A 25,145-nucleotide genomic window follows, 5' to 3' on the forward strand; every position below is an offset into this window, starting at 1 on the left:
TAATAAATAGTTCGTATGTTATAAAAATTAAAATTTGACCAAATAGACACTAATTTTAAAGCTTGTTGTATATAAGAACGAAAATTATTCTGTTAAAGTCGAAGCACTATGGATGAATAATAATATTGTTCTCAGTTTGAGAGAATGGAGAAAATAATGAGAAAAATCGTTTCCTTTGCTGTCGTGATGTGGGTAGGGAATTTAGCATACGCAGATTTTTCATCGTTTTATCCTGAAGCAAAATTGAAACCAGAGCAATTTTCTAAAATAAATGTGGGTGCTGGTGTTACACAACGGTTAGCGCATGGGAATTTAGAATACGTCACTCCATACGCTATTGGATACGGAAAGCTTGGCGCTTTCTTAAATGACGACCACGATGTGGGCGCTCAAGTCGGTTTTCGTTACCCAATAATTCTCGGAACTAAGGACTTAAATGGATTTTATTTAGGTGCATTTGCTGGTCATCTAAAATCAAAAACAGTCAATGGTGAAAAGGAATCTCAACTCGGTGGTGGTATAGATTTATCTTATGTCATGCTGAATAAAGAAAGAATTAGTACATTTAGTGTAGGGATAAAAGCAGGAGAGGAAATCACGCAAGGAAACCAAGTGATTTTTGAAACTAAACCAGAACTACAGTTTGCTTACACCTTAAGTGTAGGATTTTAGAAAGCTTTATGGTTTTATACCTCAAGTTCGACTGCAATTAGATATATGAATATGAGAGTCATGAATGTTTGGATATGTGAGTGATTTGTGGCAAGCCTTCGTCAATCGACCTGATTTTTATGCAGTACTGAGTATTATCCCAGTAACCGCATTTGTGACTTGGGCTCACGTCTGGATGGCACTCAAGATGGTGTTTTATCCAATTAAGTTTTGGGGTTTTCACTTAGGTCCGCTTCCGGTGGGATGGCAAGGAATTGTTCCACGTAAGGCAGGACGTATATCGGGTATTATTACCGACAATACACTATCAAAACTTGGCTCCTTACGAGAGTTCTTAGATGCGATGGATCCCGAGGATACTGCTCGTATCATTGGTGAACAGGTTGGCTTTGAGTTAGAGCACTTAATTGATGAAGTGATGATGGATCGCAATGCGGTTCTATGGGAAAACTTACCTTACTCAATCAAGCGACGTATTTATGCGCAAGCACATAAGCAACTTCCAAATGTTTTGAAAGAGCTCGTAACCGAATTAACTTTAAATGTTGAGTCGCTCGTGGATATGCGTGCGATGGTAGTGAGTCAAATGGAAGGCGACCGTCAATTGATGGTCAATATGTTCCTAAAAGTGGGTCAAAAAGAAATTAACTTCATTTGGCATATCAGTGCATTAATTGGTATGTTCTTTGGTATCTTCCAAATGATCGTTTGGTTTGTCGTGCCTTGGCATTGGACTGTACCATTCTGGGCAGCAATTTGGGGCTTTTTAACAAATTGGATTGCAATTTGGATGGTATTTAATCCAGTTGAACCACACTATATACGTTATCCACAATTCTTTGAATTAACGAAAGATCGTAAATTCCCTTGGATAAAACCTGTCATTCCACGCATTGGTTCTTATAATATTCAAGGTGCGTTTATGAAGCGCCAAGAAGAAGTATCTGATGTATTTGCCCGTGTAGTGACTGAAGATTTGATTACATTGAAATCTATTATGATGGAAATGATGTATGGTGGAAAAAAAGACAAAACACGCCGTATTGTTAAACGTCATATCAATGAAATCATGGAAACACCATTGGTTCGTACATCATTACAGCTATCTTTAGGTCCAAAAGAGTATGCAAAACTCAAGACAGACTTGATCGATCGCTCAATTGAAATTACGATGGTGCCTGTATGCGACCCAGCTTTTAATGCGAGCCGCGCACAGAAAATCTATCAAATGTTTAAAGAACGTATCCGTGAATTAACGCCGCGCGAGTTTCAAAATCTATTACGTCCTGCATTCCAGGAAGACGAATGGATCTTAATTGTGCTAGGTGGGGTAACAGGTTTCTTCGCGGGTCTGATTCATTTATTTGTGGCTTTCTTATAAATTGATGCTGGATTGGTGCCTGCCAAAGACATTAACCAAGTATCGTCGATATAGTTAAAATGAGGATGTTTATTTATGCGCATTATATTACTCGGACCACCTGGAGCAGGTAAAGGTACTCAAGCTCAGTTGATCTGCAAGCGCTACAATGTCCCACAAATTTCAACCGGTGATATGCTCCGTGCTGCAATTCGTGAAGGAACTGAACTCGGTCTACAGGCAAAATCTGTAATGGACAATGGTGGTCTAGTTTCTGACGAACTGATTATTGGTCTGGTTAAAGAGCGTATTGCACAACCAGATTGTGCAAATGGTTGTATCTTTGATGGTTTCCCTCGTACGATTCCTCAAGCTGAAGCTTTGGAAAAAGAAGGCATTGATATTGATCACGTGATCGAAATTGATGTGCCTGATGAAGAAATCGTTAAACGCTTATCGGGTCGTCGCCAACATCCAGCATCAGGTCGTGTTTATCATATCGTTTACAACCCACCAAAAGTGGAAGGCAAAGATGATGAAACTGGTGAAGATTTAGTTCAGCGTCCAGATGACCAAGAAGAAACAATTCGTAAGCGCTTAGGTTCATATCATACTGAAACTGAACAGTTGGTTGGCTTTTACCAAGGTCGTGCAGCTTCAGGTGAAAATGCGCCAACGTATGATAAGCTGAATGGACTTCGTCCTATTGAAGAAGTTCAAAAAGAACTTTTTGCAATTTTAGATCAAACTAAATAATCATTATTCAGCTTTGACAAAAAAGAAGCCCTAAGTCATATTAGGGATTCTTTTTTTATGATGTGAAGGTAAACAAGTGCAAAATATTGCCATTATTTTATTGATGCTTGCATGCTTGGCAGTATTGTCTTTTTTGGTATTTATAAGTTTTAAATTACTTCGCGATAGTCAAACACAGATGAAATTAGATAAAGAGAAAAAAGAACTAAGAAAATCTATTGATCGTTAAATCTGTTTTAAATCGATTTGTCTTATCGCTCCATATTCGAAACGTTCAGGCCAATTGCACACATCACTCACAACACACTCGTTGCACTTTGGCTTCCTCGCAATACAGCAATATCGTCCATGTAAAATTAACCAATGATGAGCGTCTACAATAAACTCTTTTGGAATCACTTTAACTAGACGGTGTTCAACTTCGAGTACATTTTTTCCTACCGCAAGTCCAGTACGATTACCTAATCGAAAGATGTGGGTATCAACTGCCATGGTTGGTTGACCAAAAGCAGTATTTAATACCACATTTGCAGTTTTTCGACCTACGCCTGGAAGTGCTTCTAAATCAGCACGGTTGTTAGGAACAATACTATTGTGTTGTTTAATCAATATTTCACAAGCTTTGATGACATTTTCAGCTTTAGAGTTATAGAGACCTATTGTTTTAATATAAGATTTTAATCCTTCTACACCTAAGGCATAGATTGCTTCAGGTGTGTTTGCTACAGGGAAAAGCTTATCTGTGGCCTTATTTACGCTTACATCAGTGGCTTGTGCTGACAAGGTTACAGCAACTAACAACTCAAAGGGTGAAGAATAATTCAGCTCTGTTTTAGGGTTTGGACGTTGAGCTCTTAATCTTTCAAAAAAAATTTGAATTTGCTTTTTTGTCATGTTTTTTATAGTTTTAGGTGTTTTAACGTTCATTTAAACACCCTCAATTGAATTGAGTTTTTCATATAAAGTATTGAGTTGCTCTTGCTTATCGAGACTCTCACGTACAGCAAGTTGTTTTTCAAGCTTTTTAATTTGTGTACGTAATTTGGCAAGTTCGATTGTAGATTTTGCATCTAATGTCTTATGAAGTGCTGTTTTTTCTATCGTTTGAATAGTAGGTACGGATTGTAATTGTTTTGAAAATTGAGCAAAAAGTGCAGTATCAATTTCAGCTTTAACAACAGGACCTTTGCGATGAAGTCTGCGATTTTCCTCACGTTGAATATGAGCATAATATCGATTTCTAAGATCGTTTTGTTCTAGAATGCGGGATTGCTCATTTGGTATGGGCTGTAAATCTTCAACAAGATCGATACAGTCGACTGGACAAGGTGGTATACATAATTCGCATCCAGTGCAAAGATCAATTAAAACAGTATGCATTAACTTTCCTGATCCAATGATGGCATCTACAGGGCAAGCACTGATGCATTTAGTGCAACCAATACACTCGTCTTCACGTATGATCGCTTTCATACGCTGTGGGCGACCATCAGATTGAATTGGCCAAACGCTTTCTTCAGCTTTAAGTATAGGGCGATTCAGTAAGTGAGCAATTGCGTCAGCGACAGGTTGGCCGCCAGGGACACATTTATTCGCGTCTTCTCCTTCTACAATAGCTTTAGCATAAGGTAAACAACCATCACGGTGGCCACATAGGCCACATTGAGTTTGAGGTAGGAAAGCATCAACTTGTTGTATCAATGAGATTTGTGCGTGCATGTACGTTAAAACTTAATAAAGCGAAAAGGAGATCGATCATAGGTGCGAAATATGAATGATTTTAACATGATTAATGTTAGTTTGGGGTGCGCTGTTATGGGTCATTTATTGCGCAATAAAAGCGCCGAATAAGCATTAATCTATAATTAAAAGTAATGAATTTGATAATTAAAAATTATTAAATGCTATAATTAAGTAATTGAAATTAAAAAAATATTAAAAAAAAATATGAAAACTATTGTACAGTGCCTGTAAAAGATATTTAATACTTTGCGCCAAAACTTATCAATATATTGAAATTTTGACCAATTTTGATCCATTTTCTGCTGAGGATTAAGCGTTGAAATACAACAGCCTTAACGACTTCCTAGACTACGTTAAAACACGTGATGCACATCAACCAGAATTTCTTCAAGCTGTTGAAGAGGTGATGACAAGCTTATGGCCTTTTATTGAAAAGAACCCTAAGTATGCAGCTCATGGTTTATTAGAACGTTTAGTTGAACCTGAACGTGCGATTCAATTCCGCGTTTCTTGGGTTGATGATCAAGGTCAAACACACGTTAACCGTGCGTTCCGTGTTCAGTACAACTCAGCAATTGGTCCATTCAAAGGTGGTATGCGTTTCCACCCTTCAGTGAACCTTTCAATCCTAAAATTCTTAGGTTTTGAACAAACTTTCAAAAATGCATTAACTACATTACCAATGGGTGGTGGTAAAGGTGGCTCTGATTTTGACCCTAAAGGTAAATCAGAAGGCGAAATTATGCGTTTCTGCCAAGCATTAATGATCGAGTTATATCGCCACTTAGGTTCAGACACAGATATCCCTGCGGGTGATATTGGTGTTGGTGGCCGCGAAGTAGGTTACATGGCGGGTATGATGAAGAAGCTCAGCAATGACACTTCATGCGTATTTACAGGTAAAGGTTTAACTTTCGGTGGTTCACTAGCGCGCCCTGAAGCAACTGGTTACGGTACAGTGTATTTCGCTGAGGAAATGCTAAAAACTCGTAGCGAAAGCTTTAAAGATAAAGTAGTTACAATTTCTGGTTCTGGCAACGTTGCTCAGTTTGCTGCTGACAAAGCAATGTATTTAGGTGCAAAAGTTGTTTCACTTTCAGATTCAGCTGGTACTGTATACATTAAAGATGGTTTAACTCCAGAGCTTTTAGCTGAAGTCATGGAGCTTAAAAACGTTCAACGTGGTCGTATCTCTGAGTTTGCTGCGAAGCATGGTTTTGAATATCTTGAAGGGCAACGTCCTTGGGGTATTAAGTGTGATATCGCACTTCCATGTGCTACACAAAATGAATTAGATGCTGATGATGCAGATAAATTGCTTGCAAATGGTGTAATTTGCGTAGCTGAAGGCGCAAATATGCCTTCTACACTTGCTGCAGTTGAAAAATTCGTTGAAGCAAAAATTCTATATGCTCCAGGTAAGGCATCTAATGCAGGTGGCGTTGCAACTTCTGGTCTTGAAATGTCTCAAAATGCGCTTCGTTTAGGTTGGTCTTTCGAAGAAGTAGATGAGCGTTTACATGCAATCATGAAAGAAATTCACCGTAACTGCGTAAAATTCGGTACTCAAGAAGATGGTACTGTGAATTACGTAGATGGTGCGAATATTGCTGGTTTCGTAAAAGTTGCTGATGCGATGTTAGCTCAGGGTGTATTCTAAGAATATATTTAAAAATAAAAAACCGAGGCTCAGCCTCGGTTTTTTATTCTTTATAGAGAACCTTTTACAGCTTCACGCTCTACAGCCATATCAAAAATATAAGCATACTTTGATTGATCTGCAGCAGGATTTTTAATTTCATAACGTTTTACACGAATGATTTGACGTTCATTCGGACTATGAGAGAAACCTTCAATTTGATCGTAGAATAAAGTCCAGTCTTTATCGACTTGTGTTTTAATACCACTATCGTTGTATTTTATTTCTCTGACTTGTAGACAAGTTTGGGGAGCTACACCAGTACATTGTTTAGTTTCTGGCGAAATTTCAAGAAATATGGTTTCACCTTGAGTTTTGTATTTTGTTTCAGGTGTCATTTTACCCGTGAATATAATCTTTTCACCATTCGGCTGTACCAAAGTCAACGTTGGATTATCACGATCATTTAAATTAAGCACGAAAGGAACAGCAGCTTGGGAAAATAGATTTCCAGTAAAGCGTTCTTGTTCGGCAGCCAAACCATTACATCCCTTCATGGTAGATGCAAGTTGAGCCGCTACGATAGTATTGTTTTTTAGCTCAAACCCGCCAAATAAAGTATTGCAGCTCGTATGTATTGAAAGTTTTTTATCAGCGGTGAAGTTTAAAGTGATTGGTTGAGCCGCATTTTGTGGATTGGCTTGCCATTGGTATGCAGCGAGAGTTTGATCAGCATTTTGTTGTTGAAGCACAGACACAGCTAAATCCCCAGCTTTTTGTAGATCGGAAGTCTGACACGCAGCAAGTGTGATAGGCAAAATAGCCAAGGCAATTAATTTTAATTTCATAACAAGTTTTCTAAATTGTATTGATCAGGGGAAGGATAACGCAGGACATCTAAAAAAATATGGATACATTCTGCACTTTTCAGTATCAAAATGTATCCATTGATCGATGATTAATTCGTGATGGTTATTTGAAAAATGATATTTTATTTTCTCTCAATCAAAGCGATAAATATCCATTCCTAAAGCACCCATGGTGAAACTACTATGTACAATGCTAAAACGATCACCAGTGCCCATAGAGAAAAATAAAGGTGCAAAGTGTTCTATCGTAGGATGGTTACGATGAACATAAGGAATCGTATTCCACGCTAACACAGCAGGATAATCCGAATGAGTTAGCTTCTGTACTACGTAGTTTCTAAAAGTTGATGCCCATTCTGGAACTTCACTCGTTTCACCATGCCAAGCAAGCTCTCTTAAATTATGGGTAATGCTTCCAGAGCCAATTAATAATATTTGCTGATCTCTTAATGGAGCGAGAGCTTGACCAATTTTAAATATCGCTTCAGCAGACATCGTCATGGGTAAAGAGATTTCGACTACGGGGATATCAGCTTCTGGATACATATGTAATAAAGGCATCCATACGCCATGATCACGAGGTCGTGTACTATTGGCATGTGCAGTAATTTGTGCCTCAGCGAATAAATTTAAAACTTGTTCAGCAACATCTGGAGCACCAGGGGCAGGATAGCGAATTTCATAGAGTTCATCTGGGAAACCTCGAAAATCGTGCCATGTTTCAGGTCTAGCCCCCGTACTTACTTCGAGTGCATTGCTTTCCCAATGTGCAGACATGACGATTATCGCTCTAGGTTTGGGCAAATTGAGACTCAAGCGATGTAAAGCTGGACCAACCTGTTCAGGATTCAAAGCCAGCATTGGAGAGCCATGTGAGATGAATAAGCCAGGTAGCGTTTGAATAGTCATGAGGGTGGTTCCATTCTTAGATGTATGAGGTGATCATCGCAAATTTTAGAAGTCAGAGTAACCATTTAAATTTGAACATCATGTTGCAAATTCGGAACGATTATCCAGCACGATGGTACGGATGGTTATGATTAATGCTCATGGCACGGTACAGTTGTTCAATCAACAGAATGCGAACCATAGGGTGGGGTAGCGTTAATTTAGATAAAGACCAGTGCCAAGCAGCAGCTTTACGAACTGCATCAGAATGTCCATCAGGTCCACCAATCGCGAGTACAACATCATTCCCTTCAAGCATCCAACCTTTCATGGTTTCAGCTAATTTTTCTGTATTAAACTCTTTTCCTCCCACTTCAAGTGCAATTAAAAGTTCATTTCCTTTCAGTGCATTTAAAATGCTATCGCCTTCGATATTACGGTATTTTAAAATATCAGCTTCAGAGTCATTCTTTCCGCGTTTCGCCATAGGAAGCTCAACAATTTGAGTTTGTACAAAAGGTTGAATTCTTTTGAAATAATCTTCAAAACCAGTAAGAACCCATGCTGGCATTTTTTGACCAATGGTCAAGATACGAATTTTCATGAAAATGTGTCACTAGAAGTTTCACGATATTATACATTTCAAAGTGATGAATTTATAAAATCAAAAGTTAAAACATAATGAGTTGTTAATTTTGCATCCATTGACATCTTATAAAAAAAAGAGAGCCTAAGCTCTCTTTCTTCACTTAAAAGACCGATTAGTGTCGTGCAGATTTTGATTCGTCAACTGCTTTCACAATGGGTGTTTTGACTAATGGTTTGGGCATAGAGGTTAATGCTAGTGGTAAAATTTCATCAATTGATTTTACAACTTTGATATCTAAACCTTCTTTCACATTATCAGGAATTTCGACTAAATCGCGTGCATTTTCCTGTGGAATAAAGACCATTTTTACACCGCCACGATGCGCAGCCAGTAATTTTTCCTTTAAACCACCAATACGCATTGCACGGCCACTCAAACTAGTTTCACCAGTCATTGCAATATCAGGTCGAATCGCAATGCCAGTAAACGCTGAAACTAATGCTGTCGTCAAAGCAAGACCAGCTGAAGGACCATCTTTAGGCGTAGCGCCTTCAGGTAAGTGCACGTGAATATCGGTTTCTTCAAAGCGAGTAGAATCGATACCCAAAACATCAGCTCGTGTACGCACTACGGTCATCGCTGCAGTAATAGACTCCTTCATAACATCACCTAAAGAACCAGTGGTTACGAATTTGCCTTTACCTTTCATTGCTGCAACTTCAATTGTCAGTAGTTCACCACCAACTGAAGTCCAAGCTAGACCATTAACACGACCGACTTGAGCTTCTTCTTCAGCCATACCAAAATCGAATTTATGTGGCCCTAAGTAGTCAGGTAGATTTGCAGAATTAACTTCAATTTGAAGGTTTTTCGCTTTTTTACTAACCGCTTCTTTAACCACTTTACGTGCGATTTTAGAAACTTCACGCTCTAAACTTCGAACACCAGCTTCACGTGTATAGCGTTGTACGATATCTCGAATTGCTTCTTCATGTACACTCAATTCCTTAGCACGTAAGCCATTATTCTTGATTGCTTTAGGTACTAAGTAACGCTCAGCAATATTGATTTTCTCTTCCTCTGTATAACCAGGAAGGCGAATGACCTCCATACGATCTAACAAAGCTTCAGGTATATTCATACTGTTTGCAGTACAAATAAACATGACTTCAGATAAATCAAGATCAAGATCGAGATAGTGATCGTTGAATTTGTGATTCTGTGAAGGATCAAGCACTTCTAACAAGGCAGATGCAGGATCACCACGATGATCTTGAGCCATTTTGTCAATTTCATCGAGTAGGAATAAAGGGTTTTTTACACCGACTTTAGAAAGTGATTGCACAATCTTACCTGGCATCGCACCTATATAAGTTCTGCGATGTCCACGAATCTCGGCCTCATCACGAACACCACCAAGTGCCATTCGAACGAATTCGCGACCTGTTGCTTTAGCTACAGACTCACCTAATGAGGTTTTACCTACACCAGGAGGACCTACGAGACACAATACTGGTCCACGTAGTTTTTTTACACGTGACTGAACAGCAAGATATTCAACGATACGCTCTTTAACTTCATCCAAACCATAATGATCAGCATCAAGAATATCTTGAGCTTTAGCAAGATTGATACTTACTTTGCTCGCCTTATTCCATGGTGTATCTAAAATAGTTTCGATGTAATTACGAACTACGGCTGCTTCACTCGATGCAGGCTGCATTGCTTTGAGCTTACGGAATTCACCTTCTGCTTTTTTACGAACATGCTCAGGAAGATCCGCTTCAGCTAAGCGTTTTTCTATCTCAGCAATGTCATCTTCAGCACCGCCATTCATGTCAGAAAGTTCACGCTGAATAACTTTCATTTTTTCATTTAGAAAATATTCGCGCTGATTCTTTTCCATTTGACGTTTTACATTGTCATGTAAATTTTGCTCAATCTGTTGTTCTTCAGACTGTTGAAGCAAATAAGTCATTAACTCTTGTAAATGAGCTTCAAATTCATCGTGTTCGAGGAATTTTTGTTTCACTTCAATGTTTAACGGCACGCGTGTAGCGACAAAGAACATGAGTTGCAATAAATCATCGATTTTATTTGCAGCATTAATTAACTCACGCGCATTACGTAGTTTCGCTTCAGCATATTGGCTGAAAAGACCACGTAATTCTTCGAGGCGAGTTTGTTGAGTTGCCGACTCCATACGGATCGTCATTGGGCTAAGGCTGTGTTCAGCTTCTAAATAATCGTTTTGATCGTAAATGTTAACCAATTTAGAGCGATAAATACCCTCGATTAAAACCTTAATGCAGTTTTCATCGTTTTCATGATTTACGACTTGTACAATCTTCGCGACAGTACCGTATTGATATAAATTGTCGTGATCAATTTCTTCTGTAAGAGAATCTTGTTGAGCTACTACAAAAACTAAATTGTCACTGTTACGAGCTACATCAACTGCTTTAATCGATTTTTCACGGCCGACAAAAAGCGCAATTTGCATGTGGGGATAAACCACAACATCACGCAAAGCTAATAGCGGTAACACGCTAGGGGTCTGAAGTTCTAAGTTTTCTTCATTCATAATAATATCAGTCATGAGCACTCCTAATGAGTGACAACGGTGTTGCCATATTTTTATAGTGATGTGTAATTTAAAAAATACAAGGGTGAAAATCGATAAAATTCGATTTATTTCTACTAATCTTGATAAATTCAATTGGATTTAGGGTGAATTAACATTCTTCGTTTGAATTTTAATCTTATTTTAGGAGTGATTAACTCATCTAATGGCTGATCCCAAGGTTGGCGCTTTAAAGGATCTAAGATTAATTGAAAGTCATGCGCTAAACCGATGCGATAGGGTTGATTGCTCGCATGCTTTAACGTTCTATCATAAAAGCCACCTCCCATACCCATACGTGTTCCATGATAATCACAGGCTACTAGGGGCATCAACAGTACATCAATTTGTTTTACATTTTGCCCCAATCTATGCATAGGCTCATACATTCCCAATTTATGTTTAGTAAAACGTTTATTTAGATATTGATGCTTTGAAATCGGAACCCATTTTAAAGTTGAATCAAGTCTGGAGACTTTTGGGAGATAAACGACTTTATGCTTCGAAAAGCAATGCATGATTAGGATATGTGTTTGGACTTCACCGAATGCATCTAAATAAATCCCAACTTTTTGTGCAGATTTAAATTTAGAGTGAGATTGGATTTTTGACAAAACATGAAAAGCAGAACGTCGTTGCGTAAAAATTGAGAGTTGTCTTCTGCGAGAGCGTAGATTTTTTCTTAAAAGCTGTGTCTGCAACTGCATTTCAAAATATACCAATCTAAGTGAATGTGTAAGGGTAAGTAGTTTATCGATTTTTACTCAGGTTTAATCAACCTGATTTGAATATTTTCGATAGTATATTTTTCATTTACTCTAGGTGTAACAAATAAAAGATTAGGGTCAATTTAATTTTTAATTGAAGCCGATAAGCTGAACTCAATCAGATCAATGAAGTTCTGATCATAAAAAATAGAAAAAAGGAACGATAATGAAAAATAAAAATTACGGTATTCTATTTAAAAAGAGCAAGCATGCTTATCGTATGGTTATGCTCACGACAGTAATTAGTCTTTCTGGTCTAATCACAAATCATGTAAATGCTCAAACTAGCTCTAAGTTGGATTTATCACTGTCCAGCCATTCTGTGAATAAAATAAAAAAACTACTGAATGATTCAAAAGTTTGGCAACAGATTCCGAAACAAGTCACCTTATGTGTGTATTCACCGAGCGGTGCTCATGGTGAAGCATTTGAGCAAGCGACGAGCTATATGAGTGAATTACCACGAATTGCTAAAGTTGCTCAAGATTTCGGCGTGCAAATGACTGTCAATCGTACGGCTAAGCTACAAATGCAGATAGATTTGAATTATCCAAAATTAAAGCAAAAAACATCCACTGAAGTTAATTTAAAAGTCTATATAGATGAACGGGTTTTAACTGAAGACTTTAGAAGTAAACGTTGTGATGGTGCTGGAATAAGTAATTTACGTGCCAAGCAATTCAACTCTTTTGTTGGAAGTATTGATGCAATAGGTGCAGTTCAAAACTATAAACAACTGACTAAAGTGATTCAGCTGTTAGCAAGACCTGAATTTGACTCGAAAATGGTCAATAAGGATTATGAGGTTGTCGGTATTGTGCCTTTAGGTGCTGCTTATATTATGGTAAATGATCGTAAAATTGATACTTTATCTAAAGCAGCTGGGAAAAAAGTCGCTGTAATGAGTTTTGACGCAACCCAAAAAAAATTAGTCCAAAATGTTGGTGCTCAACCAGTTACAGTGGATTTAACTTCGGTAGGCGGGAAATTCAACAATAAGGAAGTTGATATTATCGCAGCGCCTGCAATCTTATTTGAACCTTTAGAACTCTATCGTGGAATGACAAGCAAGGGCGAGGTACGAGGCGCAATTATTCGTTTTCCACTCGTTCAAGTAACGGGTACATTGATTATGCATCGAAATAAATTTCCTGCTGGAATGGGGCCTATAGCAAGGGAGATTATTTCCAAGCAATTAACACCGGCTTATAGATTTATTGATCAAACTGAATCTAAAATTGATCCTAAATTTTGGATGAATATAAGAGATGCTGAGAAACCTGGATATTTGAAAATTATGCGCGAAGCTAGAATTCAGATGACAAAAGAAGGGCATTATCATCCTGAAATGATGTCTATTCTTAAAAAGATACGATGTAGTGATGATCCTAAGAATTATGAGTGTGCGCTTCAAGATGAGTAACTAATAATCTAAAAAATAGATTGTTTTTATAATTTTAATCGGTTTTATTTGTTTTTAGCCATGCTTTAAATTACTCACATCTAGGTTAAAGAGTAAATGTGAGATGAAAATTTTTATCGCAGTAGTTACTTCTACTTTGTTGATAAGTGCATGCGCATATGATCCAGTGCATTATGAGCAGCTCAGAATGTCAGAGAATGCTCAACATATGAAATTAAATGGTTAAAAAAAGCCCCCAGATGGGGGCTTTATGCCTATTTCTTTTTAACGATATCGCTCCAAGACACATTAGTTGGCACGCCTGAGTTAAAGCGAACTGATGCGGATGATGAATAATCTTTAGTTTGTTCAACGACAATCTTTTGATTGTACTCATCAATAATTTCTAACTTACCGCCTGCTTTCGGGTAAATTCTCCACCACTCTTTTTCGAATGGTTGAGTTACACTGAAGTTAAATGCATATGAAAAATTAGCATCTTTAGGTTGGCCAACGATTGTACCTTTACTTGACACACTTTGTAATTGTTCATCAAAAAAACGGTATTCATAATCCTGTAGCCCCATATATTCCAATGTAGTGCTAGGGTTATTTTTATCTACAATCTGGAATTTTAAAGGATCTTTTACAGAGTAAATTGCGCCATTAGAACCAACTGTATCTTTTACAATTTTACCAGTGACTAAATATAGTTTAGATGTATCAGTCCACGGTGTATAAAGCGCATTATTAAACTCAACTGTGGTAGAGCTTAATGTTTCAGTAAGCGAAATAGATCCTCCTTTAAATGTTACGACTTCCTTGCCGAAACTAGTTGCACAAGAATCATTACCACTTTTTAGCTTGATTGTTTGAGTAGTTCCACTTTTAGTGAGCTCAGTACAAATTGAATTTCTCAAAATTGTAAATGCACTTGTTCCTTGATCTGTTAATTCAATTACTCTACCTGTACGAGTAATGGGTCCATCACCCAATGTTTCGCCAATCATATGTCCTAATGCTTGATTAAATCGATCATCCATGACATTCAAAGATTCTGAAAAACCAAGCTTTTCTTTAAGTTTTGTTAAAAAATCCTTATCTTTAAAAGGTATAAATGTAGAGCTCACATCGCCTGGTTTAATATAATTACCATTTGGCGTGTCAAGCTTCGAGTCACTTCCACCACCACATGCACTTAGTAATGCAGCAATACTCGCAACCCCAGCCAATTTTACTAATTTAGACATATTCTCTTCCTTTAAATATAAATCTATTCTCATTGTTTATGATGTTTGACTATTAATATGAAGTCTTTAAACAATAAGAAGACATTAAAATGAAATACTTTTTATGTAATTTCTATTAAGAGGAATGATAATTTAAATTCTGGAAAAGTTGCTAGGTCATTATTAACCAAATTTACAAATTAAATGCTTTATTTTTATATTGTTAAATATAATTTAAATATTTATTTAGAATAAAACTAAAAAAAAGTTAATTAAATAACACTACACATAAATATTATAAATTAATTTGAAAAATAAAAATATAGTGTGACTTATTTCAATAAATTTTTATATTTTGAGTAAAGGAGTAAGTTGAGAATTTATGGTATGAATTGAAAAAATAAAACAAGAAAACGTTGAATTATAAATATAGAGAAATTGAAGACTCCGGAGATGCCGCTGCATGTGTCGTTACCCTGAACCCGACGAGTTCAAGGTGGACGCGACGTATACTTGCTGGGTTTCCCACTCGAGGTGGGCATACGCTCTAAATATACAGAACACAATCCATAAGTTTAAGTATCGGCAGGGGAATAGACCCGCTGGCGAACATCCCAGAGTGAAATTAAGTATAACGAAATGAGTGAGATTGGCAAACCTTGGTGTACCCATTATTTGCGTGATAATTCACTCAGTAAAACTGACTGTGCAAACTTAGATCAAATTTATACAGTTTTTTCAACGTCTTCCAAGATTGTTGCAAGTAAGCGTTCACAATGAGAATATTCTTGTAAGGATTTGTTCATTATTAAAACTTCTTGCATAAGCTCTAAAGCCACCATGATAACGAGCTTATTGTGTTCTACGTTAGGTGCTTTTCTACGAAATTCTTGAAATTTCTCATTCAGCAAATCACCAGCACGTTGTAAATCATCTTTCCGATCTTGAGTGGTTGAAAGTCTAAATGTTTGTTCAATTAGTCTTAACTCGACTGTAACGACTTCAGACATAATTATGCTTCCTCATTTTGTTCAGCCGGATTTTCTAATTGTTGGATTTCTTGGGCATGATGATCTTGATCAGTACCTAAAATGGCCAATCGTTGAATGATTTGCTCAACCTTAGTTTTAGCGAGTTCATTTTTTTTGATTAAACGTTGATTTTCAGCCTTCAATTCATCAATTTCTTTTTGAGCTTGACGTTGTTCAGCCAACATTTTTTCTTTGATGACTCTCAACTCATTCCTTTCAGCCAAGATTTCCTGAAATCTATTTTTTAAATCAGTACAACTCTTTTCTAAACGACTATAACGTTCTGCTAAAGCAGTAGCATCTTGATTTAAAGTTTTATAAATACCATCCAATTGATTGTATTTGTCATTTAGACTTTCAATCTGTTCTTGCTTTTGAGTGATGACGCTATTTTTTTGAGCAGTTTGAGTTTGATGAGTTTCCTGAAGTTCTTTCTGCTTAGCTTCAAGAGAACTATTCATTTGTTCGGTTTCGGACAAACGATGTTTAAGCGTGCCTAAATGCGTTTGTAAACGCTGTAATTGTTCTAACATAACGAGGTCGCGTAGTTTCGCAATCAAAGGTAATATATACAGAAGTATAGAGATTGGAAAAGCGAATGCAAGACGATATTTCAGGTTGGACAGATTGGAACCAACAATTCGGTTCAATTGAGGAAATTACTAGTCCTAGTGAGTTACATGGTCTACTTACAGGTATTGTTTGTGTAACTGAACCGCCATCTCATGAGGAGTGGATACAAATTTTGTCTACATTGAATGTGCCTCAATTAGAACCTACTGCGCTTAATTTACTGGCTGAGGAATCTGAAGATGTTTCGCATGCTTTATCAGAAGATGAATTAGATTATTTACCCATTTTGCCTGATGATGAACATGTATTGTCTGAGCGTGTTCAAGCTTTAGCAGATTGGTGTGCTGGAGTAGTATTGGGGTTTGGATTAGCGTCTGGGCATATTCGTACTGATGAATCTGAGTTGATTGAACACTTGCAAGATATTGCAGCAGTAGAGTTTGAAGATTCTGATAATGATGAAGAAGGTGAAATTAGCTATCAAGAACTTTATGAATTTGTTCGATTAATTCCAGTGAGTTTATCTGTTGGACGAACCAAGATTGCTGTTGAAGAAAGCTCATTACTGAAACATGCAAAACCAACAATTTCAAAAAAAAATGAGCAAAGTGTCGTTGAGATGTTTACACCTCATCGACCAAGTTGATTACATTTAATCAAGAGTACTACTTAACTTATAAGTAGTACTATATTTTCTTAAATTAAATAGCCTAAGCTGCAGAAAAGATATGAAACTTACTCAATCAGATTTTCAAAAACGACGTGATCAATTAGCCGCAGAGATAGGCTTAAGAAGCATTGCAATTATTGCAACACGTGAAGAAATGTTTAGAAATCGTGATGCTGATTATAAATATCGCGCTGATAGTAGCTTTTTTTATCTAACGGGGTTTGCAGAGCCTGAAGCAGTTGCTGTAATTGAAACATTTGATACTGAAGAAGAAGGTTATACTTATAGTTTATTTTGTCGTGAACGCAATCGAGAAATGGAAATCTGGACAGGTTACCGTGCAGGGATTGATGGTGCAGTCGATGATTATGATGCGGATGAAGCTTATGCGATTGATCTACTAGACGAAGAAATCATCGCAAAGCTTCAAGGAAAAGAAAGATTATTTTATAGAATTGGTCAACAAGCCAGTTTTGATGCAAAAATTACAAAATGGATTGCAGAAGCAAGTGGTGAAAGCCGACGTGGTACCGCTGCACCGACACAATTGATTCAGTTAGATACAATTTTAGATGAGATGCGTCTACACAAAGAGCCAAAAGAAATAGAGTTAATGCAAATCGCATCTGATATTTCTGCTCAAGCACATATGCAAGCGATGAAATCTGTACGACCAGGAATGATGGAATATGCTTTAGAAGCGGAACTGAATTATATTTTTGGTAAAAATGGCTGTGTACCATCGTATAACAGTATTGTGGGTGGTGGTGAAAATGCTTGTATATTGCACTATGTTGAAAATAATAAACAACTCAATGACGGCGATTTAGTTTTAATAGATGCAGCTTGTGAGTATGAGTTTTACGCATCAGATATCACTCGAACATTTCCAGTAAATGGTAAATTTAATCCTCAACAAAAAGCGCTTTATAATATAGTGCTCGATGCACAAATCGCTGCAATAGATGCGGTTAGAATTGGTAACTCTTACAAAGAGCCACACTACGTTGCTGTTCGTATTTTAGTGCAAGGCTTGCTTAATCTTGGAATCATGCAGGGTGATCTCGATGAAATCATTGAGACAGAAGCCTATCGTCAATTTTATATGCATGGAACTGGTCACTGGTTGGGCATGGATGTTCATGACGTAGGGGCATATAAAGTCGATGGAGAATGGCGAACATATCAAGAAGGTATGGTGGTGACCATTGAGCCAGGATTATATATTGCTCCTGATGATGAAACTGTTGATCCAAAATGGAGAGGGATTGGTATTCGTATTGAAGATGATATTGTTGTCACTCAAGATGGACCGAGAAACCTGACTGCTAAAGTAGTGAAAACTATTGAAGATATCGAAGCATTGATGGCGAGTTAACCATTGTCACAAATCTCAAAAGTCGATGGAAGCATCGGCTTTTTTTTCAATGTCATATTCAATATTGAAAAATGAATTATGGCTTCATCTTGAATAACGCTAATTCATTATAAAAAGTAAAAACTTTATTGTAAGATGAATTTGATTAAGAATTTATGTGTATGCAGCTATTGCTTGCTTTTATAAGGATCAAAACATGCAACAAGAAGTCATCATTGTCGGTGGTGGAATGGTCGGATTAAGCCTTGCTCTTATGCTGGCTAAAACTAACATTGCAGTGAAATTGTTAGAGGCGATCAGCTATCCTAACTATGATGATGCTAACCTTGCACCATATCATTCAAGTTTTGATGCCCGTAATAGTGCGCTGTCACGTCGAAGCGTGCAAATTTATCAAGAATTGGGAATCTGGGATTCACTGCAACAATATGCAACGCCTATTTTAGAAGTAAATATCACAGAAGAAGGAAGCTTCGGTAAGGCACGTTTAATTGCGGCTCAAGAGAAAGTAGAAAGCTTTGGTCAAGTGATTGAGAATGCATGGCTTGGACGAGTATTGTTATCAGAAGTCAAAAAAAATCCACTCATTGAGTTAATTGATGGTGTTCAAGTGACGTCACTTAAACAGGATGAACATTTAGCTTATCTCGAAGCATCAAAAGCGAATGAACATTTGCAGTTTAAATCCAAATTAGTCATAGCAGCAGATGGACGTGATTCTTTCTGTCGAAAAGCACTTGGTGTTGGTGCATCAGTGCATGATTATGATCAAGTGGCGATTGTCACTACAGTGCAGACATCCAAACCTCACTCCCATGTCGGTTTTGAACGTTTCAGCCCACTTGGTCCTTTAGCATTGTTGCCTTTACCTGGTGAATACCGTCGCTCTGTTGTTTGGCCAGTGCCTAAAGGTACTGAGGGAGAGTGGTTAGGTGATGAAAATGATCAGCATTTTTTAGATGCTCTTCAAAAAACCTATGGCGATCGAGCTGGTAAATTTGAGAAAACTGGTCGTAGATTTAGTTTTCCTTTATCTCAAGTTTTGGCTGAAAAACAAGCAGTAGGACGTGTTGTACTTATGGGTAATGCTGCTCATACGATTCATCCAGTCGCAGGACAGGGTTTTAATTTGTGTATGCGTGATGCATATGTATTGACCCGATATTTAAAACAACAAGTCATCAAAAATGCCGATTTAGGTGAAGCTGCTGTACTGAAAGAGTATGAAAAATCTCGACTCAAAGATCAGCAACGTGTGATTAAGTTTTGTGATTCTGTGGTGCGAGGCTTTAGTAATCAAAATCCAATCCTAAAATTTGTGCGAAATACAGGTCTAATGTGCTTTGAAAATATTCCAGGTATTAAGCCACTCGTTGCCAATTATGCAATGGGGTTAAAAGCATGAATGATGCTATTTTAGATGTCGTGATTGTGGGTGGTGGTTTAGTTGGTGGATTAACGGCTTTATTGCTGGCTAAAGGTGGAGTTCAAGCGACTGTACTTGATGCAGCACCGATATTGGATCACGAGAAGACCTTAAAATCATTGAATCCTCGTGTACTTGCATTGAGTCAAGCCACTATTCATTTGCTTAAGCATGTTCATGTATGGGATAAGTTGGCTCGTCAACAACCCTACACGGGAATGCAGGTGTGGAACAAAAATGGCTTTGGTGAAATCAATTTTGGAACATCAGCGCATTCTAAACCTGATCAAGCACAAATATTAGGTTCAATGGTCGAACCAAGTATCTTAAACCTTGCGATTCAGAGCATGATGATCGACCAGATTGATGATTACCGTACTCAGATTCAAGTGAAACGTATTGAGCAAGGAAATGGTTGTTGGATTCTTCATCTCGCTGATCAAACTCAATTGAAAACGAAACTTTTAATTGGTGCGGATGGTGCAAACTCATTCGTACGTGAACAAGCCATGATTGATTTGGATGTTTTGGATTATCATCAGGCTGGTATTAGCTGTGCGATCAAGACGGAACAAGCTCATCAACATGTTGCGAGACAAATCTTCTTAGAAACAGGGCCACTGGCTTTTCTCCCAATGGCAAGTTTAGAAGATCAAGAATATGGTCATTGGCAATCCATTGTATGGACTTTACCAGATGATTATGCAGACGAATTTGCGTCACTCTCAGATGAAGATTTTGTACAATTACTGACACGAGAGAGTCATCATATGTTGGGCAAAGTATTAGCCGCAACGCCTCGAGCAAAATTCCCACTGAAAGCACGAGCTGCTCAACGATATATTAAAAATGGCTTAGCGCTAATTGGTGATGCAGCCCATGTTATTCATCCACTTGCAGGTCAGGGGGTGAATATTGGTTGCCTTGATGCAGCAATTCTATGCGATGCGCTACTTTCGGACTACGCACGTGGCGTTTGGGCTCATGAGCAAACTTTATTGAAATATGAGCATCGCCGTAAATTTCAAAACGATGCCATGATGCATAGTATGTCTATGATTGGGTGGATGGAATCTGCTCCTGTTTTTCCTATTGTTTGGGCGAGAAACTTTGGTTTGAAACAAGTTGAAAATATCAGTGCGTTAAAATCGGCGTTTATGTCGCAAGCGAATGGTTTGAGTCAGCTCAGTAATACAAGATATCAAGTGAATTGAAATCTGATCTAAAAAGAATCATCAGTATATATTTTTTTACCAATATGATTAAAAAATATACAAATGAGGTGCTTTAGATACTATGCGAACGATAAAGAGCTTGATACATTTCTCTAAAAATCAAAGCACGTTCCAATCAGGTGCGTGAAAACATTGATGGGGAGTTTGAAATGACAGACGCAAATGATTTTGATGACAACGAAGACAGTGTTGTAGACGAAAATGAATCACAAGCAGCAGAAAAAGGTGCGGCCGTAAGTGACGTTACTGTATCTGATGCCGATGTCGCTGAAGCTGAAACATTAACAGTGACAGCTAAACTCAAACAACGTCAGGCACTGGAAGATGAAGTTGCTGCTTTTCTAGCACGTGGTGGTCGTATTACTGAAGTTCCACCTGATGAATCAATAAAAGATTAATAAAAAAAGCACCATCAATATGGTGCTTTTTTATTTTGCTTAATCATTCGCGCCACTGAGCTCTAGCGCGCGTTGATATGCCACTTTCTTTTTGATTCCAGTGAGATCAGCTGCAAGTTGAGATGCTGCTTTTACAGATAAATTTTGCAATAAACGATTGAGTAATTTATCTAATTCTTCTTGCTGCATGTCTTTTTCAGTGGCTGCTCCAGCAATGACCAATACAATTTCCCCTTTTTGCTGGTGATGATCATTTGCAATAAATGATTGTAAATCTCCAAGGGTCATTTTTTTGATTGTTTCGAAGGTTTTGGTAATTTCACGTGCAAACCCGACTTCACGGTCAGCCCCGAACACAGAGACCATATCCGTTACAGAGTCTAGGATTCGATGTGGTGCCTCATAGATAATCATGGTATGCGTGTTGTCTTTCAGTTTATTTAATTGAATAAGACGTTGTGATTGTTTCGAAGATAGAAATCCTTCAAAACTAAAGTGATCACTGGGTAGACCCACAGCGCTTAATGCTGCGATAGCTGCACATGCACCTGGAACAGGAACGACACGAATACCATGGTCCTGAGCTGCACGAACCAATTTAAAACCAGGATCACTGATCAATGGTGTACCTGCATCACTGACGAGTGCAACATTTTCACCATTTTTTAACTTATCGATAATTATATCAATTTTGTTACTTTCATTGTGATCATGGCACGCTGTAAGCGGAGTTGAGATATCATAGTGTTTCATTAAAAGAGCGGACTGACGTGTGTCTTCTGCCGCGATAAGAGAGACAGACTTTAAAACATCAATTGCTCTATAAGTCATGTCATCTAAGTGCCCAATTGGCGTCGCTACAACAAATAACTGAGCACTCATAAGGTTTCTCCATGTTGGATCTATTAAGAATAAAAAAAGAATTCATTGGTATTGGCTTATGGGGAATGATTTTCCAAGCCCAAGCGGAAGTATTGGTTATTTTACCTGATTCAGGCCCTATGGCGCGAGCCAGTAATAGTATTAAAAATGGTATTGATGAGGCTTATCAAAAGTCTAAAAGTGAAATGCCAATCAAATATGTCAATTCGGATCAAAAACGATTAAAAGAGATCCTAAAGACGCAAGTCAGTCAAAACACCAAACTTATTATTGGTCCACTAGCGAGACAGGATGTCGAAGCAATAATGAAAGAACCGCTTAAAATTCCTGTTTTAGCACTGAATGAAGTTCCTTCTAAGCATGCAAAAGTGTGGCAGTTTAGTTTATCGAAAACTGATGATGCTCAAGTCTTAATTAAACAGATTGAAAAGGATCGAGTTCAACATCTCTATATATTGCGTGAGTCTGGTACTGAGTCTGAGAGCTTAAGCTTTGTAAATGCCGTGTTTAAAAATTTTCATGGTAAATTTTCTCTAGTCCAACAATTGCCTGATATAAAGTCAAATGAAGGGGTGTTGCTTTTAGGCAGTATGGCGTGGATCAACTCATTGAAGAATAAGCCTTCAAAACGTTTGTATGTTCAGGCTTTTGCTATTGATCATAATATGGATATTCCGAAGGGAACTAAATTCTGTGATGTACCAGTCATGGTTCAATTTTTAAAAAAAACTAATCAAACAACAGAAAATACTGCTGCATTCCAACGTCTTAATGCCTTCGGTCAAGATGTTTGGCGTTTGGCGGATTTGATGTTGAAAACGAAGAATCCTGATCAAATATCAATTCAAGGTCAGACTGGGCATTTGAGTTTTAAAGAGCATCGGATCGAAAGAAAACCTGCGTGCTTCGAGAAAACATGGTTTAGATTAAAAAATATTTAAGAGGACTTAAATGGATGAGTTCTCAACAATTAGGTAGATGGGCTGAAGACCAAACTGAAAAAGTATTGATCTCACAGGGTTATATTGTGCTGGCTCGAAATTTTCATTCTCGTTATGGTGAGATAGACCTGATTGCTCAACGTGATCCTGAGCTTGTATTTGTTGAGGTCAAAGCCAGATCAAAAACAACCTATGCTTCAGCCCTAGAATCAATATCATCGAGCAAGCAAATTAAAATTGCGAAAACAGCAATGTCATTTCTTCAAAAATTTCCAAGCTATACAGAGTTTTATTATCGTTTTGATGTGTTTTGTTTTGATTTTCATAAAAAAATTGCAAAACCGTTACAGCATGAAATTTCTGATATAGATTATGATCTCGAGTGGATTGAAAATGCATTTACAATAAATGCAGACTTGATTAATCTATGAACCGAATGAGCTAAGCCATTTCCAACAATAGAAAAAATTCAAGTTTCACGAGGAGACGGATTGAGTGTTGAAGCGTATTGTAATTTCGATGGCGTGTGTTGCTAGTCTTTCAGGCTGTGCAAGTTTTATTTCAGGTGGAACTGGCGCAGAACCAGTTGGGGTGGTGAGTGGAGCTCGTTCATTAGGTCAGGTATTTATTGACTCTTCAATTGAACGAACAGCAAAAATCAATTTATACAAATTGGATGCTCGTTTTAAACAATCTCGAGTCAATGTGAATAGCTTTCACAGTAATGTCTTGTTAACAGGTCAAGTGCCTGATGCGCATTTGAAACAGTTAGCAGAAGATAATGTTCGAGCGATGAGTGATGTGAAATCTATTCATAATTACATCACAGTTGGTCCTCAAATTGGTTACTCTACCATTATGCAAGATGCGACTGCGACAGCGAACACACGTGGCTTAATTATGCGCGCGCCAGTTGTATCAGACAGTAAAGTCTTGGTTCACACTGAGGATGGTGTGTTGTATGTGATGGGGCGCTTAAATACAGCTGAAGAGCAAGATCTCATCGAAGTGTTGCAACGTGTGGGAAATGTCACAAAAATTATCACTTTGATTGATAATGTGGAATCTGCTCAAGTAGGCGCAGGTGTTCAATCATCATCACTTATGAACCCGTCAGCGGTGACTACTCAACCTTATGTTGAAACACCCGTTGCAATTGATCCTGATGCTGGTGTTAGTTACCAATAATGTCGAATAAGATTGCGCAATTTTTTCCGAAATCAGTTCAGTTAAAACTGACCGAATTGAATCAAAAACTAAATGCTTTTCGCCCATATAATTTGGGTGGTTTGGCATTAAATCAATTGACCTCAAATAAAGGCTATTCTGTAAAAAGAAATATTGCTTATGGTCTTAAAGCTCGGCAACGACTGGATCTTTATGTTTGCCAAGCGCCAGCGAATAAACCTTTAGTTATATTCGTGCATGGTGGTGCATGGAGTAGAGGAAGTAAGGACGATTACAAGTTTCTTGGAGAAAGTTTGACACGTGCTGGATATAACCTCGCCGTAATAAACTATCATCTGGCGCCAGAACATATTTTTCCTCATTACGTAACTGACCTTGCAGATTCAATTCAGTATTTAATCAAAAGTGCTGATAAATATGGTATTTGTGCAGATCAAATAGCGCTTATCGGACATTCTGCTGGTGCTTTTAATGTGATGTCACTGATTTACCATCCTTCATTCATTGACTTTGAAGGGCGAGATCGAATTAAAGCGTTGATTGGTTTGGCTGGACCCTATCACTTTAACTATCTAGGTGATCATTTATCTGAACATGCATTCGATAAAGCAGTAAATTTCAAAGCGGTGATGCCATACTATTTTGTAGAGAAAAATAATATTCAGCACTATATTTTTCTAGCAGATCAAGATACGTTGGTAAAAGATCATAATTCTGAAGAGATGCATCAAGCACTGTTAGCTGTAGAGAATCATAGCCAGCTCATTCGGGTGCCTCGTACTGGACATGTATCAATCATGGCAACAACTGCCACATTATTTGATCGACTCTTCAAAACTCGATCTCTCATCCTGAAAGTTTTAGAAGAGTCCTTCAAATAAATCTA

At 37.7% G+C, this 25,145-nt stretch carries 26 protein-coding genes and 1 other RNA gene; 15 read left to right on the plus strand and 12 right to left on the minus strand.

Translation table 11 applies throughout. From position 1 onward, the window contains the following. Positions 1–156: 156 nt before the first annotated feature. From FTV17_RS00820 to FTV17_RS00835, 4 genes are all read left to right on the plus strand, one after another. Positions 157–672, plus strand: a complete 516-nt coding sequence (locus FTV17_RS00820) for a hypothetical protein (protein ID WP_179997769.1) — start codon at positions 157–159, stop codon at positions 670–672. Positions 673–736: 64 nt separating this feature from the next. Next, complete coding sequence (locus FTV17_RS00825; RefSeq protein ID WP_035268489.1) at positions 737–2,053, plus strand: membrane protein; 1,317 nt, start codon at positions 737–739, stop codon at positions 2,051–2,053. 75 nt (positions 2,054–2,128) lie between these two features. Continuing rightward, positions 2,129–2,788 (plus strand): adenylate kinase, encoded by a 660-nt coding sequence (gene adk / locus FTV17_RS00830; RefSeq protein ID WP_035268488.1) that lies wholly within the window; start codon positions 2,129–2,131, stop codon positions 2,786–2,788. A gap of 76 nt (positions 2,789–2,864) precedes the next feature. After that, on the plus strand, positions 2,865–3,017 hold the full coding sequence (locus tag FTV17_RS00835) for a hypothetical protein (protein WP_179997770.1): 153 nt from the start codon (positions 2,865–2,867) through the stop codon (positions 3,015–3,017). On the opposite strand, the gene nth is transcribed toward FTV17_RS00835, so the two are convergent. Continuing rightward, complete coding sequence (gene nth, locus FTV17_RS00840; RefSeq protein ID WP_179997771.1) at positions 3,014–3,715, minus strand: endonuclease III; 702 nt, start codon at positions 3,713–3,715, stop codon at positions 3,014–3,016. The two genes, FTV17_RS00835 and nth, sit on opposite strands and share 4 nt — an antisense overlap. Then, on the minus strand, positions 3,716–4,507 hold the full coding sequence (locus FTV17_RS00845; protein ID WP_179997772.1) for an RnfABCDGE type electron transport complex subunit B: 792 nt from the start codon (positions 4,505–4,507) through the stop codon (positions 3,716–3,718). A 340-nt stretch (positions 4,508–4,847) separates the two neighbouring features. On the opposite strand from FTV17_RS00845, the gene gdhA reads away from it, so the two are divergent. After that, positions 4,848–6,191 (plus strand): NADP-specific glutamate dehydrogenase, encoded by a 1,344-nt coding sequence (gene gdhA / locus FTV17_RS00850; RefSeq protein ID WP_179997773.1) that lies wholly within the window; start codon positions 4,848–4,850, stop codon positions 6,189–6,191. 50 nt (positions 6,192–6,241) lie between these two features. Here the strand turns inward: gdhA and FTV17_RS00855 are convergent, their stop codons facing one another. From FTV17_RS00855 to FTV17_RS00875, 5 genes are all read right to left on the minus strand, one after another. Then, entirely contained in the window at positions 6,242–7,018 is a 777-nt protein-coding gene (locus FTV17_RS00855) for an META and DUF4377 domain-containing protein (protein ID WP_179997774.1), read from the minus strand. A 153-nt stretch (positions 7,019–7,171) separates the two neighbouring features. Next, positions 7,172–7,948, minus strand: a complete 777-nt coding sequence (locus tag FTV17_RS00860; protein WP_179997775.1) for a class III extradiol ring-cleavage dioxygenase — start codon at positions 7,946–7,948, stop codon at positions 7,172–7,174. Between the two features lie 100 nt (positions 7,949–8,048). Further along, positions 8,049–8,531, minus strand: coding sequence for a 23S rRNA (pseudouridine(1915)-N(3))-methyltransferase RlmH (gene rlmH, locus FTV17_RS00865; protein ID WP_179997776.1), 483 nt, complete (start codon positions 8,529–8,531; stop codon positions 8,049–8,051). A 157-nt stretch (positions 8,532–8,688) separates the two neighbouring features. Then, the gene (lon, locus tag FTV17_RS00870; RefSeq protein ID WP_179997777.1) at positions 8,689–11,115 is read right to left on the minus strand and encodes an endopeptidase La; all 2,427 of its coding nucleotides are present in this window, start codon (positions 11,113–11,115) and stop codon (positions 8,689–8,691) included. Positions 11,116–11,231: 116 nt separating this feature from the next. Further along, positions 11,232–11,846 carry a 5-formyltetrahydrofolate cyclo-ligase gene (locus FTV17_RS00875; RefSeq protein ID WP_179997778.1) on the minus strand — a complete coding sequence of 205 codons (615 nt, stop codon included), beginning with the start codon at positions 11,844–11,846 and terminating at the stop codon, positions 11,232–11,234. A 226-nt stretch (positions 11,847–12,072) separates the two neighbouring features. Here FTV17_RS00875 and FTV17_RS00880 point away from each other — a divergent pair, with 226 nt between their 5' ends. Then, complete coding sequence (locus FTV17_RS00880; RefSeq protein ID WP_373687168.1) at positions 12,073–13,329, plus strand: putative solute-binding protein; 1,257 nt, start codon at positions 12,073–12,075, stop codon at positions 13,327–13,329. Positions 13,330–13,583: 254 nt separating this feature from the next. On the opposite strand, the gene FTV17_RS00885 is transcribed toward FTV17_RS00880, so the two are convergent. The 4 genes from FTV17_RS00885 to FTV17_RS00900 form a co-directional block, all read right to left on the minus strand. Continuing rightward, the gene (locus tag FTV17_RS00885; RefSeq protein ID WP_179997779.1) at positions 13,584–14,558 is read right to left on the minus strand and encodes a hypothetical protein; all 975 of its coding nucleotides are present in this window, start codon (positions 14,556–14,558) and stop codon (positions 13,584–13,586) included. A 419-nt stretch (positions 14,559–14,977) separates the two neighbouring features. Further along, positions 14,978–15,161, minus strand: a non-coding RNA gene (gene ssrS, locus FTV17_RS00890) — 6S RNA. Positions 15,162–15,262: 101 nt separating this feature from the next. Further along, positions 15,263–15,547, minus strand: coding sequence for a cell division protein ZapA (locus FTV17_RS00895; RefSeq protein WP_179997780.1), 285 nt, complete (start codon positions 15,545–15,547; stop codon positions 15,263–15,265). 2 nt (positions 15,548–15,549) lie between these two features. After that, positions 15,550–16,101, minus strand: a complete 552-nt coding sequence (locus FTV17_RS00900) for a hypothetical protein (protein ID WP_035269763.1) — start codon at positions 16,099–16,101, stop codon at positions 15,550–15,552. 65 nt (positions 16,102–16,166) lie between these two features. Between FTV17_RS00900 and FTV17_RS00905 the strand changes: the two genes are divergently transcribed. From FTV17_RS00905 to FTV17_RS00925, 5 genes are all read left to right on the plus strand, one after another. Next, positions 16,167–16,787: a UPF0149 family protein gene (locus FTV17_RS00905; protein ID WP_179997781.1), complete on the plus strand. Its 621-nt coding sequence runs from the start codon at positions 16,167–16,169 to the stop codon at positions 16,785–16,787. Between the two features lie 82 nt (positions 16,788–16,869). Next, positions 16,870–18,189, plus strand: coding sequence for a Xaa-Pro aminopeptidase (gene pepP / locus FTV17_RS00910; protein WP_179997782.1), 1,320 nt, complete (start codon positions 16,870–16,872; stop codon positions 18,187–18,189). A 196-nt stretch (positions 18,190–18,385) separates the two neighbouring features. Beyond that, complete coding sequence (locus FTV17_RS00915; RefSeq protein ID WP_179997783.1) at positions 18,386–19,594, plus strand: FAD-dependent monooxygenase; 1,209 nt, start codon at positions 18,386–18,388, stop codon at positions 19,592–19,594. After that, positions 19,591–20,829, plus strand: a complete 1,239-nt coding sequence (locus FTV17_RS00920) for an FAD-dependent monooxygenase (protein WP_179997784.1) — start codon at positions 19,591–19,593, stop codon at positions 20,827–20,829. The genes FTV17_RS00915 and FTV17_RS00920 overlap by 4 nt, the downstream gene beginning before the upstream one ends. Positions 20,830–20,999: 170 nt before the next feature. Then, positions 21,000–21,248: a hypothetical protein gene (locus tag FTV17_RS00925; protein WP_035269751.1), complete on the plus strand. Its 249-nt coding sequence runs from the start codon at positions 21,000–21,002 to the stop codon at positions 21,246–21,248. A gap of 39 nt (positions 21,249–21,287) precedes the next feature. Here the strand turns inward: FTV17_RS00925 and rsmI are convergent, their stop codons facing one another. Beyond that, entirely contained in the window at positions 21,288–22,130 is an 843-nt protein-coding gene (gene rsmI / locus FTV17_RS00930) for a 16S rRNA (cytidine(1402)-2'-O)-methyltransferase (protein WP_179997785.1), read from the minus strand. An 11-nt stretch (positions 22,131–22,141) separates the two neighbouring features. Here rsmI and FTV17_RS00935 point away from each other — a divergent pair, with 11 nt between their 5' ends. From FTV17_RS00935 to FTV17_RS00950, 4 genes are all read left to right on the plus strand, one after another. Further along, positions 22,142–23,071: a penicillin-binding protein activator gene (locus FTV17_RS00935; protein ID WP_179997786.1), complete on the plus strand. Its 930-nt coding sequence runs from the start codon at positions 22,142–22,144 to the stop codon at positions 23,069–23,071. Positions 23,072–23,085: 14 nt separating this feature from the next. Beyond that, positions 23,086–23,502: a YraN family protein gene (locus FTV17_RS00940; RefSeq protein ID WP_179997787.1), complete on the plus strand. Its 417-nt coding sequence runs from the start codon at positions 23,086–23,088 to the stop codon at positions 23,500–23,502. A 64-nt stretch (positions 23,503–23,566) separates the two neighbouring features. Next, positions 23,567–24,259 (plus strand): BON domain-containing protein, encoded by a 693-nt coding sequence (locus tag FTV17_RS00945; RefSeq protein WP_179997788.1) that lies wholly within the window; start codon positions 23,567–23,569, stop codon positions 24,257–24,259. Then, positions 24,259–25,140, plus strand: a complete 882-nt coding sequence (locus tag FTV17_RS00950) for an alpha/beta hydrolase (RefSeq protein WP_179997789.1) — start codon at positions 24,259–24,261, stop codon at positions 25,138–25,140. The genes FTV17_RS00945 and FTV17_RS00950 overlap by 1 nt, the downstream gene beginning before the upstream one ends. The last annotated feature ends 5 nt before the right edge of the window (positions 25,141–25,145 follow it).

The sequence above is a fragment of the Acinetobacter sp. YH12239 genome (assembly GCF_013417635.1).
In the GTDB taxonomy this organism is placed as follows: domain Bacteria; phylum Pseudomonadota; class Gammaproteobacteria; order Pseudomonadales; family Moraxellaceae; genus Acinetobacter.